Here is a 16,725-nt window from a genome sequence, read left to right as displayed (position 1 = left end):
CTGAGTAAAAGTCCATAGTGAAAACTATTGACTATTGACCCTTGACTACTTCATCCAAGAATCGTTGCCCTTATAGAGATGAGAAATTCCTTGATAACAGCGAGTTTAACTCGCAATGCTAGAGCAATTGTGAGAACATTGCTCGTAGCGATCGCTACTGTAACATTCTTCTTTACTAGCGATATTGCCCTTCCTCAAAGTGCTGCTGCTTATCCCTTCTGGGCGCAGCAGACCTATCCCGAAACTCCCCGCGAACCAACAGGCAGAATTGTTTGCGCCAACTGTCACCTAGCAGCCAAGCCTACAAAAGTGGAAGTTCCTCAATCAGTGCTTCCTGACCAAGTATTTAAAGCTGTGGTGCAAATTCCCTACGATACCAGCGTCCAGCAAGTTGGGGCTGACGGTTCTAAAGTTGGCTTAAACGTCGGTGCGGTATTGATGTTACCCGAAGGCTTCAAGATTGCACCAGCAGACCGCATTTCTGAAGAACTCAAAGAAGAGATTGGCGACACATACTACCAACAATACAGCGATGATAAAGAAAATGTCGTCATTGTTGGGCCCCTACCAGGTGAACAGTATCAGGAAATTGTCTTCCCTGTTCTCTCTCCCAACCCTGCAACTGACAAAAATATCCACTTTGGTAAATATGCAGTTCATGTAGGTGGTAATCGGGGACGAGGACAAGTTTATCCTACTGGTGAAAAGAGCAATAACACAGTTTACAACGCTTCCGCTACCGGCACCATCAGCAAAATTTCCAAAGAAGAAGATGGTGACGGTAACGTTAAATATTTAGTGAACATCAAAACCGATTCTGGTGATGTGGTCACTGATACAATTCCTCTAGGCCCAGAACTAATTGTTTCTGAAGGGCAAGCAGTGAAATCTGGCGATGCTTTAACCAGTAACCCCAACGTTGGTGGTTTTGGTCAACAAGATGCAGAAATCGTGCTACAAGATGCCACCAGAGTCGGTTGGCTAATTGCCTTCGTCGCTCTAGTAATGATGGCTCAAGTAATGCTAGTTCTCAAGAAGAAACAAGTTGAAAAAGTTCAAGCTGCTGAAATGAATTTCTAAATTCTCTAGTTAAATCATTATTTATCAAGACAGGCAGATTCCCTGTCTTTTTTTGTTTGTAGTTTATGTTATATCTGTGGTTTTCTGTGGTTTTTAGTCCTGATGGTAAGATTTTAGTTAGTGCTAGTAAGGATAAAACTATTAAAATTTGGGATTTAACTAAACAAAAAGTGCAAACTATCCATACAGATTCTGATTGGTTTTCCGGTATTAATTCTATAGCTTTCAGCCCAAATGGTAAAATTTTAGCTAGTGCTAGTCAGAACAAGAAAATTAAGTTATGGAACATAGCAACTGGTAAAGAAATATGTTCACTTACAGGACATAATGATGAAGTTTGTTCTGTGGCTTTTAGCCCTAATGGACAAACATTAGCCAGTGGTAGTAAGGATAAAACTATTAAATTATGGCAAGCAAAAACTGGTAAAGAGATTTGTACTTATCAAGGTTTTAACGAATCAGTTTATGCTGTGGCTTTTAGTCCTGATGCTAAGAAGATAGCTGCTGGCGGTGGAGGTAAAAATATCATACTTTACCCTTCTGTAGATAAATCATAAATTCGGCTATACATCTAGGCTTTTATAACTCAGTGACAAGTAAAAGACTTGTGGCTTATGCAGAAGAGAAAGCACAAAAACTAACTGCTAAACTTTAAGAATTTAAATATTGAGCTAGATAACTTCTGATTAAAAAAAATTATTAGATAAAATAAACTTTCCTCAAACGGGTAGTCGGAGGAAACATAAATTAAGCCTATGTTGGCTAGATATTTAATATTTGAGAACAAAAATCAAGTTCTTCAAATAGTTGAGTGTAAATTATCTAGTACAGGAGAAAGTTTTACTGAGACGCGGGGTTTTGCGTCTCAAAAACTTTTTTACAAATATTTACCTAAAACTAAAGCAAATGAGCAACTCAAAAGGATTGTATTACCGTTTGAGGTTTAACCAAGATACTTTTCCAAAGTATTAGCTAATGTAGTTTTGGGTACGGCACCAACGACCATATCAACTTTTTGCCCATCTTTAAAAATCATTAATGTGGGAATGCTGCGAATGCCATACTGACTTGCAACTTGAGGATTCTCATCAGTGTTGACTTTCACAACTTTTAGTTGACCATCGTACTGAACGGCAATTTCTTCGACAACAGGAGCTACCATGCGGCAAGGGCCACACCAGGGAGCCCAAAAATCAACTAAAACAGGTACATTGCTGTCGAGTACTTCTTGCTTAAAAGTAGAATCTGTAACTTGTGTGGCTGCTGACATGCCTAAAAACCTTTGCCAATTACATTTCTGAGTTTCGTGAAAATTCTACCATAGCAAAAACGTCTGCTTTGAAGAGTCAGGATATACATTTACAAAGAAGCTCTAAAATTTATTCATAAACATAAGGAACCGCCCGAACAGTAGTCCGGGCGGAGTGTGGTGTGAGGAGTGAACGGAAACATGCGTCTCCGCTTTCTCTATTGTAGGCGACATAAGGGATTTTTCCAGTTGATTGTTTAGGAGTCTGGAAAAATTTTCTTAAGAATTTCAAGTAAATATCTCTTGGGGATTAGAGAAAAAGAAAGTCTGAAGTATGAAATCTATTCTTTCAGCCTTTAGCCTTCATATTTTCTTTATTTACCCATGCCCAATTGTTGAGCTTTTTGGTAAACTTTACCCTCGGTTAATAGAGAAGGAGCAATTACAACTTCAACTTGCTGCATTTCTTTGATGTCTTTGGCTCCCAAGGTACCCATACTAGTTTTCAAGGCTCCTAAAAGATTATGAGTGCCATCATCCAATCCGGCCGGGCCGATAAGGATTTGCTCTAGAGTGCCAGTTGTACCAACTTTGATCCGAGTCCCACGAGGTAGTACTGGGCTAGGGGTTGCCATTCCCCAATGGAAACCACGTCCAGGGGCTTCGGCGGCTCTAGCAAAGGGTGAACCAATCATCACACCATCGGCACCGCAAGCAATACACTTACAAATGTCTCCTCCGGTGATTAAACCACCATCAGCGATGACAGTCACATAATTGCCAGTTTGCTGATAGTAATCATCACGGGCGGCGGCACAATCTGCGATCGCGGTTGCTTGGGGTACACCCACACCCAACACCCCACGAGAAGTACAAGCTGCACCAGGGCCAATACCCACTAATACCGCAGCCGCACCAGCCTTCATTAAGTCTAAAGTGACATCGTATGTCACACAGTTACCTAACACCACGGGAATGGGCATAGAACGGCAAAATTCTGCCAAATCGAGAGCAATATATGACTCTGGTGATAGGTGTGCGGTGGAAACCACGGTAGCTTGGATAAAAAATAAATCTGCCCCAGCTTTAGCTACTACCTCACCGTACTTGCTGGCTCCTGCTGGTGTAGCACTCACCGCCGCAATCCCGCCTTGTTGTTTAATTTCCTGAATACGTTTTTCAATTAATTCCGGCTTGATTGGTTCGGCATAAAGTTCTTGCATTAAGGAGACAAATTCGTCTTTTCCCACAGCAGTTATTCGATCTAAGATGGGGTTTGGGTCAGCATAGCGAGTTTGGATACCCTCTAAATTGAGGACACCTAATGCGCCTAACTGCGACAAACGTACAGCCATGCTTACATCAACTACGCCATCCATCGCACTGGCAATAATGGGGATTTCCCGCTCAATATTGCCAATACGCCACTTGGTATTTGCCAAACTCGGATCTAGTGTTCTGTTACCGGGGGCTAGAGCAATTTCATCAATTCCATATGCTCTGCGCGCTGTTTTTCCTCGCCCAAGTTGAATTTCCACGCTGTAACTTTTCTCAAAACTGTTCTAGCTAGGGTATCAAATTGTGAGGGGATTTGGAGCGTTCTTTTGGCAAGTAAGCACTAAAGATTATGGATTGATGGGGAGGACTGGAGATTGGGAAATAAATGAAGTATGAGTTTAAATTAATAGTTTCTAACTCTTAATTCTTCCCAATGCTTAGTCTCTTTTACTAAGTATCTTTGATAGTTGATGTTGGCGTAATTTTCAAGGAATCATGACTGGTTGTGTCAGTTATAACTTGGTTATTACTACGCACTAATTGGCTGATTTGACCAATTAATTCACCTAATTTACCTTCATCAAGTAAGGTATTAATTAACGCAAGTCCACTGGTGGATAGGAGTAATTTATTAATATCTTGACTACCGCTGCTACCATTTGCACCAGGGAATGAGTAAATACGAGCATCACCTAAAACTCCCGGTTGCGGTGCTAGAGCGGTAACAATTTCTGGAAGTTTATCAGCTAATTCTGGCCAGATAGTTGTGATAATTTTGGCTGTGAGGTTAGCGTTGCTGATGGTATTTTCGGCGGCGATTTTAACTTGTAACCCTTCAGCTTCTGCTAAAATTTTATCGCGGTTAGCTGCTGCAAGGGTACGAATTGACTCCGCTTCCAATTCTGCGGCTTGTTGAGCGATTTCTGCTTGGCGACGACGGCGAAAGGCATCGATTTCGACAACGTTGCGATCGCCTATACTTTTTTCTTGGGCTTCTCTTTCAGCTGCAATGATTGATAAGCGTTTATCGCGTTCGGCTTTTTCAATATCGCCTGCGGTACGCACTGATTCTTCGGCTTTGGCTTGTTCTGCTTGGGCGAGAAAGCTTTCACGTTTTTTAGTAGCAATGGCAATCGCCACGTCTTCTTGAGCTAGTCTGGCTAGTCTTTCTGATTCGACTATCTGCACTTGGGCTTGCAATTTTCCAGATTCTACCTTTTGTTGACGGGAAATTTCGGCAATTTCTGCTTCCTGTTGTTGCAGTGCTTGTGTTACTTTTAGCTGCTTATTCCGTTCTTCTAGAGTAATATCCGCTTCAATTTGGCTTTGCTGTAGAGCTAATTTTTTGCGAATTTCTTCTTCTTCAACTGATTTTGCTTGCAAGATTTTGGTGCGCTGAACTGCGGCTGCTTCTCGATCTTTTGCTTCTTGAATTTCGCGTTCTCGTTGGGCTTTGAGTGCTTCTACTTGCAATTTTTGTTCTAGTTTAGCACTTTCTTGCTCTTGGGCAATTTGTAGCGATCGCTTTTGAGCATCCAGTTCTTTTTGTTCAATTGCTACTTGCGTTGACAATTCCACTTCTCGTTTTTGTTGAATTGAACGCTGAATAATTTCTGTTCGCAAGCGCACACCTTGAGCATCAAAGAAACTATCTGGATCGTAGGTGACACTTTCTAATATTTCTGAGATCGCAATATTATTCAGTGTCAGTCCTACTTTTTTCAAATCTGGCTCAACTAAATTTAATACTTCTTGGGCAAACCCCAGTTTATCAGAATCAATTTCTGCTATATCTTTAGTTTTAGCTGCTGCTCTAATTGCATCATCAGCCCGTTTTTCTAAAGCATTTTTAATATCTTCGGGAGTAATTCTACTGCCATTTTGAGATAGTCTAGCAGCAGCCGTCAACACGTCTTCTTCGGAGGCGTTAATACATACATAAAAGGTGACTCTAATATCTGCTCTGAGATAATCTTTGGTACGCACAGCTAATTTACCAGTCCGTTCCACATCAATGGAAATTTCCCTTAATGGTACGCGTGTTAGTTGATGAAACCCTGGCAAAACAATACAACCACCATAAAGAATTACTGATTTCTTTTTAATAAATAGCCCCCCAGTTCTAACAAAAGCTTCGTTGTTGGGTGTAACTACATAAACCCGTGTATAAGCAAACAAGCTGAATAACAATAATACAACTACAGCTGCAATTACTCCTGGTATTACTAATCCACTGTTGAGTTGAGCAATAGTAGGCTTAACTGTGACAGGGATTGTTTGAGAAATTAATTTTGTTTGATTTTGTTGTGGTTGCAACTGTGAAATTTTCTCTGATTTAATACTTGGCAAAGACTGAATAAATGTTAACCAAAATAGCATGTTTTCCTCCTAATCCTGGGGTTTATTTTTTATAGTGTGAGCTTGTTAGCCAACTTTCTTCGTCAGCACTATCTTTGGCTATAACAATATAATTTCGTGGCTTAAGTTCAATAATTAAGACTTTTTCGCCGCGTTGAGGTACGATAGTTGCCCACTCTGCTAAAACAGCGCTAATAGTCAAAAAATTTCGTTTTGCATCCAGCACATCTACTTGCCCAATTTTGCCTTGATTTTCGATAGGAATGTAAGCAGAATTCACAGTACCAATGCAACCAATCAGGCGATCGCTACTCGCATCCTCACTAAACTCTGCAAAAATATTGCCAATTGGTTGAGCTATTAATCTACCCATCAATAAACTGAGCATCAATGAACTAAATAACACGATACTCCCTATAAAGCCACTCGCTTTGCTCCCCAACCAAACATTCAATATCAAACCAAAAATTCCCCAAAAGCTCAAATCTATTGCCAGTAATAAAATAAGTGGAGCTTTCCCAATACCTGCCCATCCTAACAATTGTCCAAAACTAAATTCGCTGCCGCTATCTGCATCAAATTCTACGTCTGTATCTGTATCTAAATCAATATCTTGGTCTCCTCGACCAGAAATAATAATGAATAAAAACAGCAAGACTCCCATTCCTAGGAAAATCCAATAGGGCAAGTTGGCTTGACTAAATAGCATAAAATTTTTTAAAGTTTTATGGTGTGCGATTGGCAGTTCTGTTACAGCAACTCATCTGAATTTATTTCATATATATTACATCTGTCAATATAAAATACTACATGTGCAATTTCATCAATAATTTTATCTGGATAAAAGAATACATTTCTTGACATTTTTTAGTAAAATTTTTATAAAAATTAAGTTAAAAAAAGTTACTTCACTTTGCGTTATTGTTGAATGGGAACTGATAAGCTGTTCTATTTTAGTTAGTTTGCAGCACCAGAAAAAAACAAGCAAAGAAAAACGAAAATTAGTGGTTTGGGCTTTACTCAGATTTCTCACCACATCTCTCAAAGCCTTATAAAACCTAGATTTAAGCGTTTCGCACTGTGCCAAAATTATTAGCCGCTAAAAAGGCTCGAAACCTGTTCTGCTCTATTCTATTCGCCCAAAACTTTTCAAACATCCTCTTAGACATCTGGTGAAAAGGTAGAGACGTAGTAATGCTACGTCGCTGGATAACCCATGTTTAAATTTAGCTGATGTCTTTTGATGAAAATCACTTTTGGGTTACGTGTGTAGTTCTACAACACAGCCCGTTGTATCAGCCAACAGTGACTGCCAGTAAACTTGACTTTTAAGACCATTGTCCGTTGAACTTTGACTGTAAACGCAACTCTGTTGTTACGATAATTTCATATGAGATTTTTTTAGATGTTGCAGCCTTGATCCAATCGGAAACTTTAGAACTACTAGAATGGCATCGCCTCTGCCAGCATCTGGCGACATTTGCGGCAACTAAGCTAGGGGCGATCGCATCCACTAATTTACACATTCCTACATCACAGTCAGTCAGTGAGCAGTTGTTAGCACAAACTAAAGAAGTCTATCAACTAGAAAGTCATCTGGCTACAGGCTTATCTTTTGACGGGATTCACGATATTGGTGATTCGATAAAACGCGCCGAACTCCAAGGGATTTTGGCTGGTGATGAATTATTAGCGATCGCCACCACCCTAGCAGGTGCGCGAAATCTCCGGCGTGTAATTGATAACCAAGAAAATATACCAGTATTAACTGATTTAGTATCAGATTTACGGACTTATCCAGAATTAGAGCAGGAAATTCACCGTTGTATTGATGAACGCGGGAATGTATCTGATCGCGCCAGTCAAAAATTAGGTGAAATCCGCGAGGAATTGCGGCGATTACGCAGTCAGATTAACCAAAAACTGCATAATATTTTACAAGCAAAATCGAATGCCGTTCAGGAACAGCTAATTACCCAACGGGGCGATCGCTTTGTCATCCCAGTCAAAGCCAGCCACAAAGACGCTGTACCTGGTATTGTTCACGATACTTCTACCAGTGGTGTAACTCTGTACGTGGAGCCTAATTCCATCGTGCCGATGGGGAATCAATTGCGGCAAACGCTTAAAAGAGAACAAACTGAAGAAGAAGCAATTCGACGCAGTTTGACAGAGCAAGTAGCAGCCGTAACACCAGATTTGGAAAAGCTGTTAGCAATTGTAACTACCTTGGATTTAGCGGCGGCGCGATCGCGTTATAGTTTCTGGCTCAAAGCCAATCCTCCGAGATTTATCAACCGCGAAGCACAAGAAATTGTGACATTGCGGCAGTTGCGTCATCCTTTGTTAATCTGGCAACAACAGCACGAACAAGGCCACTCAGTAATTCCCGTAGATTTATTAATTAGTCCCCATATTCGGGTTGTCACGATTACCGGGCCTAATACTGGGGGTAAAACTGTCACGTTAAAAACCCTAGGTTTAGCTGCATTAATGGCTAAAGTGGGTTTATTTGTCCCTGCCCGTGAACCTGTAGAAATGCCGTGGTTTGACCAAATATTGGCAGATATTGGCGACGAACAATCCCTCCAGCAAAGTTTATCTACTTTCTCTGGGCATATCCGCCGCATTAGTAGAATATTAAATGCTCTGGCTGCTGAAACACCGGAAATTACCCATCCTCAATCCCTCGTCCTACTCGACGAAGTAGGCGCAGGTACAGATCCCGCCGAGGGTAGTGCATTAGCGATCGCGCTTTTACAATATCTAGCCGAACACGCCCAGCTAACAATTGCCACAACTCACTTTGGGGAATTAAAAGCCCTAAAGTACGAAGATGCACGGTTTGAAAATGCCTCGGTAGAATTTGATGAAGCTACGCTGTCACCTACCTATCGTTTACTATGGGGGATTCCTGGACGTTCCAATGCTTTAGCGATCGCGCTGCGTTTGGGCTTAAAGCCAGAAGTAGTAGAACAAGCTAAAACCCAAGTCGGCGAAGCATCGGACGAAGTTAACCAAGTTATTGCTGGGTTAGAAGCACAACGCCGCAGCCAGGAAACGAAAGCAGCGGAAGCACAAAAATTATTGCAGCAAGCGGAACGTTTATATAAAGAAGTATCTGACAAAGCTGAATCTTTGCAAGAACGAGAGAAGGCACTAAAGGCTTCACAAGAAGTTGCAGTCCAACAAGCGATCGCCCAAGCCAAAGGCGAAATAGCCCAAGTCATCCGCCGCTTGCAACAAGGTACACCCACAGCCCAAGATGCCCAGCAAGCCACCAATGCTTTAAATCATATTACCCAGAAATTCCAGCCAGCGGTGGAACCCAAACCCAAAGTTGGGTTTATGCCTAAAGTAGGCGATCGCATCCGCATTTCCCAATTTGGACAAACTGCCGAAGTTTTAACTGCTCCCGATGAAGATGGCGAGTTAAACGTCCGCTTTGGCATGATGAAAATGACGGTGAAATTGCAAGACATCGAATCTCTCGATGGTCAAAAACCAGAAGCGATCGTCAAAGCAAAACCAGCACCAGCCGCAACTACACCTCCACCCCAAGCCGCACCAGCAATTCGCACCTCTAAAAATACAGTTGATTTGCGTGGTAAGCGGGTAGCTGATGCCGAGATTGAATTAGACAAAGCCATTTCCGAAGCTATTGGCCTCATCTGGATTATTCACGGACACGGTACAGGTAAGCTGCGGCAAGGTGTTCATGCTTTTTTACAACAGCATCCCAGAGTCAGCAGTTACACAGCAGCAGAACCAGCGGATGGTGGTAGCGGTGTGACAATTGCTCAAATTTCTTAAAAGGGCAATCAATATTACTGGTGTCGTCTACTAAAATATCAATTGCTAATTACTAATAGCTTCTGGGTTAATGGTAATTAGCAATTAAAGGAAATTTATGATGTTGATGTTGATTAGAGGCAAGGGGCAGGGAGCAGGGAGAAGAGGGGACTGTAGGTACAAACCTAGGCTCCCTTGCTCCCTTTCACCCTTTCACCCTTGGTTAAAACCCCATCTCTTGTAGGTGGCTTTTCTCCCCTGCTCCCTGCTCCCTTCCCCCCTGCTTTTTTATTTATTTATACTTCCTACTGAAGTAGCAGTTAAGGCTAGGAATATTTTAACTAAGGTAGGGAATGTTCTACTCTGCTAAGTGTATGGAAAATAATTTTTCATCTTGTAGAGTAAGACAGTGACAATTGCTGTTTACCAAAATTCGACAAGCTAGGAGTCACTTCTAGCTAAATTATTTATGGGAAACCAACCTTGTTCTTTAAGAGTCTGGTTTCAAAATAGGTAACAGCACCAGCCCCTACCAGCCCGATCACCTATGCTAAAAGTTATGCACTCGGCCGCCGATTCAGCCACGCCCAATTCCCAATGGGAGGATTTAATCAAGCTTCCAACCCCAAACACAGTTCAATGGGACAATATCAAAACTCAATTGGACTTGGTGCTGTTGGCGCTAGAAACCTTAACTGGGATTGGTTCCGAGGCCATGCTTGCTGCGGCAGTTAACCTAAACTTAGAGTCAAGAGTGCCAGACCGCGTAGCTTTATGGCGACTACGCCAGTCTAATCCCCTACGCAAAGGTCAAGGAGGGCGAAAAAAGCTAGATGTAGAAGAAGCGCGATCGCTTGTTTTAATCATCTGCTATCTCGCCAAACAGCACCAAGAACTAGTTCGCCGTGCTGTTGGGTTACTAGAGCAAATGGCGGAAAACAACCGGGAACCTCATCAGGCTGCTTTACTTGGTGATTATATTGATGCTTTTTGCAACACCTACCAAGAGCGCATGGAAGAGGATGACCAAATCTCAACGGAATTACTTACCCACCTGGCACTCAAACTGCTTGTAGACTTGTTGTTCTACAGCGCTCCTGGTGGACACCGCCGCCTCTGGTTAGCACTCATCGACAATTCCGCAAAATTTTGAAAACGTCTCCTTCGCAGTTCCTGCCATGCCTCTATCAAATTCTGTCATTCGTCGCTACACACCCCCTACTTGCACGCTAGAAGTATTGGCGCAAAGCTCTCCTTTGTCCCATTGGATGGGGAAAACTGTCATTAAGCAACTCAGCTTTGAGTTACGTTTTGACGATCCACGACTACCAGAAGAAAACAGGGTTGTAATTCGGGGCGATCGCGACCAACTCGAAGCTTTGTGTGATGCCGTCACCAGCTATGTCCAAGAATTCTTACAACAGTCCCCAGAAAGCTTTTGGATTGGGTTTTCTGGCCCCAAAGACTCAACTAAAGCATCTCATGATTTAGAGTTGAGCGATGTTCACCCATCTTCTTTATCGACACAGACTTTAAAATCTTTTACCTCAGATATCCCCAGAACAAAAATATATTTAGAACCGAGCAGCTATTTAACTCACAACCTGTATCTTGGTTCTCTTGGCAGTCAAGCATCTCATCCTGTTATTCCACTCAGTCTGCTGCAACTTTTTGATTTAGCAACAGCCTTGGATGAATATTCCGCTGATGTCATGGCTTTACCATCTCTCAATACCAACAGGTCTGTTCTCCGCTTCCCTGCTTGGACACCTGTGGCCGCTGTTCTGGTGTTAAGTGCAGGTTTATTGCCCATAACTTTACAATACGCTAATAATCGCCAAAATCAGCCAACAGCCACGAAACCAGCTTCTACAGAGTCTGATGTAGCTCTATCACCTTCACCATTAGCTAACTTGGCACCATTACCGGGGCTGACACCTTCAGATAATTTGCCACCGCTACCACCTATAGATTCAACTCTTCCACTTCCGACTTCTCGTTTCCCAGCGCAACCTGCAACTCCTGGCAATACGAATCTGACGGCAAATTCTCCAACATCCTTGGGTTTACCTCAGACAGCAATTAACTCTAAGATTAATCCGCCAAGTACAACATCTACAACGATTCCTGGTCAACAAATTGCTCTAAAACCAAATCTCAATTTGAACCCCACACAGCCAATTGCCAAGAATGAAATTGCTCTACCTCAAAGGCGGAGTTTACCACCTCGCCTATCTTCTGGCTCAGGCAGTTTATCATCTATCCCAGCAGTTCCACCTCCCCTTGCTACCCTACCGAATGCAAGCCGCAGCAACAATCTTCCTCAGGGGTACTCACCAATAAACCCACAACTAGAGGAAAAAATCAATTCTTCTATTCCGCCTTCAGCCGCAGATAGTAATCGATTAGTTGATGGATTGGGTGACGCGCCTAAAACCCTCACACCTACCAATGTCGCTACTAACAGCACATTGTTTGACACAAACCAAATAGCAGAAGCCCGAAGTTTTTTCCAAAAACGCTGGCAACCACCATCTGGATTGACCCAAACACTAGAATACAGCTTGACTTTGGATGTTAATGGTTCCATTGAGCGGATTTTACCACTTAATAAGCCAGCCAGAGAATTTGTTGACAGTACAGGAATACCTGAAATTGGTAAACCCTTTGTTTCTGCTAATAAATCGGGACAAAATCTCCGAATGAGAGTTGTTCTTAGTCCTGATGGTAAAGTACAAACATTTTCAGAGTCTGAATAGTTGAATTCAACAACTTCGTGCCATTTGTAAAACTGGTACAAAACTATGTACCAGTTATTCTTTTATTTATGTACTTTTCAATTAACCTTTTACAGTCCAGTTACCAAACTGGTAATACAATTGTTGCTATCAAATGTGACAATCAATACGATCGCTATTAAATCGCTGAAAACACAGGTCAGAAATATGCAACCGTTAGGGTCACAAAAAGATAGTGCAGCTTGGATTATTCAAACATGGGCTGCTTTTATACTTTCTCTTTCTATGACCAGCTTTGGTATTGTTAATTTGCCTGTTGATAGCTGGGTTAAAGGCTTTATGAGTATGGGTTTAGCTTTTTCTGTTGGTTCAACTTTTACCTTGGCAAAAACTACCAGAGATTTGCATGAAGCCAAAAGATTAACAGCTAGAATTGACGAGGCGAAAGTGGAAAAATTACTTTCACAACACGACTCTCTAAATTTAAAGTGACGGTACAAAAAATAACAATTATTCTCTTAGCTGCTGATTTAGATAAGGTAATTCCCCTATCAGAGACATTGCATTCAAACGTCTCTACTTAATTAAAAATAAAAGGACTGGATTAACCAGTCCTTTTTTGTACTTATTTAACTTGTGTATTTTAATAACGGGATTTTTTGTTTTTGAGTTTTTGCTTTTTACGCCGCCGTTCAGAAGCAGCAACTGCCAATTCTACCGGATAACCTACAACAGGAATTACTTGATACTTGCGCTCATCTTCTAACTTTTTCAGTTCTGTGTAATCTACCCAATGGATGCAATCGACTGGACAGGTGTCAATCGCTTCTTGGATAAGTTCTTCCGCGTCCCCATCTTGACGAATTACGCGCGATCGCCCGTAATCTGGTTCAATGTAAAAAGTATTCCGCGCAACATGGGCGCAGTGTTTACAGCCAATACAGGTAATTTCGTCAACGTAAACACCTTTTTGCCGCAACACACCACCCAATTCCGGTTCCAAACCAGAACGTTCTGGGTCTTCCCGCAAAAAACCACCTAATTCTGGTTCCAAACCGGAACGGTTATCTTCCTGTTCTTCTGGTGAAGGCAGAAAATCAGCCATTACGCACTCCAGCGTTGTACTACTAAGCGAATAGAACCGTCGGCATTTTTTTGTTGTTCAGCAACTTGAAAACCAGCAAGGGTAGTTTCTTTAACGACTGTTTGGTAAGCATAGCGCTGGGTTACTTGACGCAAGAAACCATCTACAGATAGATTTTGCTGCCAATATTGCAAGTCAGCTACCAATTCGTATTCTTTGCCATTCCATCTAAAGCCGATGTCATAGCCATTTTCCTGCTCAACGGTAATTTCCGCAGGATGGGTTTGACCACGATAACCACGCACCTCACGGGGGCCGGGTTTCCAGTCGATGCCCAAATCAGTCAGCGCATCTTTTAAAGAATCAAGGTTACGGATTTGAGTCTTAATTTGGCTAAAGTGTGACATGTTGGTTGTAAATCAACGACAATAAACTGTTGGAAAACTTACCATTCGCTGTAAGTAGCTTGGGTATTCGCCAGACTAGATTGTTGTACCTGGTTGACGAAAAATTCTGAGGTTGGCTCTTGACTAAGTACTTGCCCCAGCTGTGCTTCAATTGCTGCTGTAACCTCAGCACAAGAATTACCCACAATGCCAGTGACTTTCTCTTGTACCCTACCGTCTGGATAAATTATGAATTCTAATGTCTCCATGCTTTTGGCCAACTACGATAGTAAGCTTGGACTGTACTAATTAGCACAATTTTCAAAAGATTGTCCTCGGAACATTGTTACTTAGAGACAAACTTGCCATTTTTTAACTAATGTTTCATCTCTCAAAATAAATATCTCAAAATCTTTACAAAAATTATTAGTTTAATAAGTCCGCACATCTGTCATTAGTTAGTCTCTCTTAACCTTATAGAATAGTCAAGTTTATAACTAAGCTGATAAATCCAGCGATAAAAGCCTGACAAACAAGCATTAGCAGTAGTTTAGCCAGCTAAGTAAGTCACAAAACTATGAAATTTATTGAAAAATTTTATTATTAGTATTGGGTATTTTATTTGAAGTTCCTGAATCGATTTCAACTACGTTGGCGATCGCAATACCCAAAATACAATAATCTCACGCCCAAACACTAAAACCCAAAGAAAAAACTTTGCGCCTTTGCACGGCAGTCGCTACAAGTCGGGAAACACGCCCAAAGCGCTGCCTTATTTCTGCGTGAGATATGGAGCAAACTTATAAAAACCAACCTAACGCAACCATCGCGCCGCATTTTTGGCATGGTAAGTTAAAATTAGGTCTGCACCGGCACGTTTAAACCCTGTTAAAGTTTCCATAACTACACGTTCCTCATCAATCCAGCCGTTCAGAGCCGCAGCCTTAATCATGGAATACTCACCGGAAACATTGTAAGCTGCAACAGGTAAGTTACTCGCTTCCTTTACCCGCCAGATAATATCCATGTAAGCCAAAGCTGGCTTAACCATAAGCATATCCGCACCTTCGGCAATATCTAATCCAATTTCCTTAATAGCCTCACGACCATTTCCAGGGTCCATTTGGTAAGTTCTTCTGTCACCAAATTGCGGTGTGGAATCGGCTGCATCTCGGAATGGCCCATAGTAGGCCGAAGCATACTTAGCAGCATAAGACAAAATTGGTGTGTCTTGGAATCCCGCTTCATCTAATCCAGTCCGAATTGCCTGGACAAAGCCATCCATCATCCCGGAAGGGGCGATGATATCTGCACCAGCATTGGCTTGAGAAACTGCTGTTTTCTTGAGCAATTCTAGGGTGGGGTCGTTGAGTACCCGTCCTGTCAAATCACCAACTTGCAAATAACCGCAGTGACCATGACTGGTGTATTCACACAAGCAAGTATCAGCGATGACAATCAAATCTGGGACTGCTGCTTTTACCGCAGTTGCAGCTTTTTGGACAATACCGCAATCGTGCCAAGCACCAGTAGCATCGGCATCTTTATCTTCAGGAATACCAAATAAAATAATTGCGGGGATTCCTAAGTCGTAAACTTCCTTAGCTTCGTCCACAATTTTATCTACCGAAAGTTGGTAGACTCCAGGCATAGATTTGACTTCTTTGGCAATTCCTGAACCTGGTACGGCAAATAGTGGGTAAATCAGATCATTAGTTGTGAGGATGGTTTCACGCACCATCCGGCGCAGTTGAGGATGGCTACGCAAACGACGGGGACGTTGTATGGGAAACATAATTTTTTGTCAGGGATATAATGCAATGGACACAAGTCAAAGCGTCATAAAAGTAGAGAAAAACTCTACTGCTGTCAGACAGACTACAATCAGTGCTTAACTGTCCTTTGCCCTACGGTTGATGAAACTGTGTGGCAATTTTGTATTTTACAACTTAGTGGAACTGTATCTAGCTCAAATTTTTGGAAAAAAGATGTTAATTTTTGATTCTTACGCAGAGATTTATGTTTCCTTTTAGTTGACTTCAAATGTAATAAACATTTCTGTGTGCAATCTTTCCTGGATTTCAGAAGGTGATGCTGTCTCAAAAAATAATTCTAATGCTTCAATTAAATTAGTTTGTGCTTCTTTAATTGTGTCACCTTGGCGGGCTATATCTAATTTGGGACATAATGCTACATAGCCATTTTCTTCGCGCTCAATGATAGCAGTCATTTGTGTTTTTTGCGTCATTTTTATTACGTTATTTTTGAAGTAAATCTATCAATTTTGATTTTAAAATAACGTGAGAGACGTTGCACTGCAACGTCTCTACATTTAAATTATTGGATCAAAATTTGCCGAGTTAAAATACTCATTACCTCACCGGAATTCTCGGTTGGTAGCAGTGGACTCCAATCTCCAACTTTAGCGTAGCCAAGCACATGCAAATAGTGAATTGTGCTGGTGACGGCTTTGGGTGAACCAATTAGCAAATGTTTAATTGGTTCTCTGTGGGAAAATGAGAGTTCAGAAAGTTGCTGACGAACGAGAAAATTGAAATTTTCGCGTAAGAACTGGGCTAATTTGAATTGGGCAAATTTTAGTAATTGTGCGAACATGGTGTTTATGCTCCTTGAGGCAGGGCTGTTTCATTCCACAAGGGCAAGAAGTTTGTCAATATCATGAGAGAGAAATCTTTGAGCAATTGTGATGGAAATATGACCATTTCGACGCAGTATGTTGAGAGCGATCGCTCTCAAGAT

At 41.7% G+C, this 16,725-nt stretch carries 15 protein-coding genes and 1 pseudogene; 6 read left to right on the top strand and 10 right to left on the bottom strand.

The window, feature by feature from the left end; translation table 11 throughout:
- Positions 1 to 78: 78 nt before the first annotated feature.
- Entirely contained in the window at positions 79 to 1,080 is a 1,002-nt protein-coding gene (gene petA / locus IQ259_RS08395) for a cytochrome f (RefSeq protein ID WP_193883579.1), read from the top strand.
- Positions 1,081 to 1,145: 65 nt separating this feature from the next.
- Positions 1,146 to 1,637 carry a WD40 repeat domain-containing protein gene (locus IQ259_RS08390; protein WP_193883577.1) on the top strand — a complete coding sequence of 164 codons (492 nt, stop codon included), beginning with the start codon at positions 1,146 to 1,148 and terminating at the stop codon, positions 1,635 to 1,637.
- 386 nt (positions 1,638 to 2,023) lie between these two features.
- Here IQ259_RS08390 and trxA read toward each other — a convergent pair.
- From trxA to IQ259_RS08370, 4 genes and pseudogenes are all read right to left on the bottom strand, one after another.
- A pseudogene (gene trxA / locus IQ259_RS08385) lies at positions 2,024 to 2,374 on the bottom strand (thioredoxin); the annotation flags it as partial.
- Positions 2,375 to 2,703: 329 nt separating this feature from the next.
- Positions 2,704 to 3,867: a GuaB3 family IMP dehydrogenase-related protein gene (locus IQ259_RS08380; RefSeq protein WP_193883573.1), complete on the bottom strand. Its 1,164-nt coding sequence runs from the start codon at positions 3,865 to 3,867 to the stop codon at positions 2,704 to 2,706.
- Between the two features lie 190 nt (positions 3,868 to 4,057).
- Complete coding sequence (locus tag IQ259_RS08375; RefSeq protein ID WP_193883571.1) at positions 4,058 to 5,986, bottom strand: flotillin family protein; 1,929 nt, start codon at positions 5,984 to 5,986, stop codon at positions 4,058 to 4,060.
- 22 nt (positions 5,987 to 6,008) lie between these two features.
- Positions 6,009 to 6,674, bottom strand: coding sequence for an OB-fold-containig protein (locus IQ259_RS08370; RefSeq protein ID WP_193883569.1), 666 nt, complete (start codon positions 6,672 to 6,674; stop codon positions 6,009 to 6,011).
- A gap of 707 nt (positions 6,675 to 7,381) precedes the next feature.
- Between IQ259_RS08370 and IQ259_RS08365 the strand changes: the two genes are divergently transcribed.
- From IQ259_RS08365 to IQ259_RS08350, 4 genes are all read left to right on the top strand, one after another.
- Complete coding sequence (locus IQ259_RS08365) at positions 7,382 to 9,778, top strand: endonuclease MutS2 (protein WP_193883567.1); 2,397 nt, start codon at positions 7,382 to 7,384, stop codon at positions 9,776 to 9,778.
- A gap of 526 nt (positions 9,779 to 10,304) precedes the next feature.
- Entirely contained in the window at positions 10,305 to 10,910 is a 606-nt protein-coding gene (locus IQ259_RS08360) for a DUF3038 domain-containing protein (protein WP_193883565.1), read from the top strand.
- A 25-nt stretch (positions 10,911 to 10,935) separates the two neighbouring features.
- Positions 10,936 to 12,516 carry a DUF4335 domain-containing protein gene (locus IQ259_RS08355; protein WP_193883563.1) on the top strand — a complete coding sequence of 527 codons (1,581 nt, stop codon included), beginning with the start codon at positions 10,936 to 10,938 and terminating at the stop codon, positions 12,514 to 12,516.
- A 186-nt stretch (positions 12,517 to 12,702) separates the two neighbouring features.
- Complete coding sequence (locus IQ259_RS08350; RefSeq protein WP_193883698.1) at positions 12,703 to 12,987, top strand: YiaA/YiaB family inner membrane protein; 285 nt, start codon at positions 12,703 to 12,705, stop codon at positions 12,985 to 12,987.
- Between the two features lie 151 nt (positions 12,988 to 13,138).
- Here IQ259_RS08350 and IQ259_RS08345 read toward each other — a convergent pair whose 3' ends face one another.
- From IQ259_RS08345 to IQ259_RS08320, 6 genes are all read right to left on the bottom strand, one after another.
- A complete protein-coding gene (locus tag IQ259_RS08345) occupies positions 13,139 to 13,600 on the bottom strand; it encodes a ferredoxin (RefSeq protein WP_193883561.1) in 462 nt (153 codons plus the stop codon).
- Positions 13,600 to 13,986, bottom strand: a complete 387-nt coding sequence (locus tag IQ259_RS08340) for a DUF1257 domain-containing protein (RefSeq protein ID WP_193883559.1) — start codon at positions 13,984 to 13,986, stop codon at positions 13,600 to 13,602. The genes IQ259_RS08345 and IQ259_RS08340 overlap by 1 nt, the downstream gene beginning before the upstream one ends.
- 38 nt (positions 13,987 to 14,024) lie before the next feature.
- Complete coding sequence (locus tag IQ259_RS08335) at positions 14,025 to 14,234, bottom strand: DUF2997 domain-containing protein (protein WP_193883557.1); 210 nt, start codon at positions 14,232 to 14,234, stop codon at positions 14,025 to 14,027.
- A 545-nt stretch (positions 14,235 to 14,779) separates the two neighbouring features.
- Entirely contained in the window at positions 14,780 to 15,760 is a 981-nt protein-coding gene (gene hemB / locus IQ259_RS08330; protein WP_193883555.1) for a porphobilinogen synthase, read from the bottom strand.
- 234 nt (positions 15,761 to 15,994) lie between these two features.
- On the bottom strand, positions 15,995 to 16,195 hold the full coding sequence (locus tag IQ259_RS08325; protein WP_228014437.1) for a type II toxin-antitoxin system HicB family antitoxin: 201 nt from the start codon (positions 16,193 to 16,195) through the stop codon (positions 15,995 to 15,997).
- Positions 16,196 to 16,302: 107 nt separating this feature from the next.
- On the bottom strand, positions 16,303 to 16,581 hold the full coding sequence (locus IQ259_RS08320) for a hypothetical protein (protein ID WP_193883551.1): 279 nt from the start codon (positions 16,579 to 16,581) through the stop codon (positions 16,303 to 16,305).
- Positions 16,582 to 16,725: the final 144 nt, after the last annotated feature.

Origin of the sequence: Fortiea sp. LEGE XX443, assembly GCF_015206815.1 — a bacterium.
GTDB lineage: Bacteria > Cyanobacteriota > Cyanobacteriia > Cyanobacteriales > Nostocaceae > Nostoc_B.
Note: the sequence above shows the minus strand (reverse complement) of the source record. Positions and strands in the feature narration are given on the sequence as shown.

Coding starts and splice junctions, on each gene's coding strand:
- petA (WP_193883579.1), top strand. CDS start 79: ATGAGAAATTCCTTGATAACAGCGAGTTTAACTCGCAATGCTAGAGCA.
- hemB (WP_193883555.1), bottom strand. CDS start 15,760: ATGTTTCCCATACAACGTCCCCGTCGTTTGCGTAGCCATCCTCAACTG.
- IQ259_RS08340 (WP_193883559.1), bottom strand. CDS start 13,986: ATGTCACACTTTAGCCAAATTAAGACTCAAATCCGTAACCTTGATTCT.
- IQ259_RS08345 (WP_193883561.1), bottom strand. CDS start 13,600: ATGGCTGATTTTCTGCCTTCACCAGAAGAACAGGAAGATAACCGTTCC.
- IQ259_RS08320 (WP_193883551.1), bottom strand. CDS start 16,581: ATGTTCGCACAATTACTAAAATTTGCCCAATTCAAATTAGCCCAGTTC.
- IQ259_RS08355 (WP_193883563.1), top strand. CDS start 10,936: ATGCCTCTATCAAATTCTGTCATTCGTCGCTACACACCCCCTACTTGC.
- IQ259_RS08325 (WP_228014437.1), bottom strand. CDS start 16,195: ATGACTGCTATCATTGAGCGCGAAGAAAATGGCTATGTAGCATTATGT.
- IQ259_RS08390 (WP_193883577.1), top strand. CDS start 1,146: ATGTTATATCTGTGGTTTTCTGTGGTTTTTAGTCCTGATGGTAAGATT.
- IQ259_RS08375 (WP_193883571.1), bottom strand. CDS start 5,986: ATGCTATTTTGGTTAACATTTATTCAGTCTTTGCCAAGTATTAAATCA.
- IQ259_RS08370 (WP_193883569.1), bottom strand. CDS start 6,674: ATGCTATTTAGTCAAGCCAACTTGCCCTATTGGATTTTCCTAGGAATG.
- IQ259_RS08360 (WP_193883565.1), top strand. CDS start 10,305: ATGCTAAAAGTTATGCACTCGGCCGCCGATTCAGCCACGCCCAATTCC.
- IQ259_RS08350 (WP_193883698.1), top strand. CDS start 12,703: ATGCAACCGTTAGGGTCACAAAAAGATAGTGCAGCTTGGATTATTCAA.
- IQ259_RS08335 (WP_193883557.1), bottom strand. CDS start 14,234: ATGGAGACATTAGAATTCATAATTTATCCAGACGGTAGGGTACAAGAG.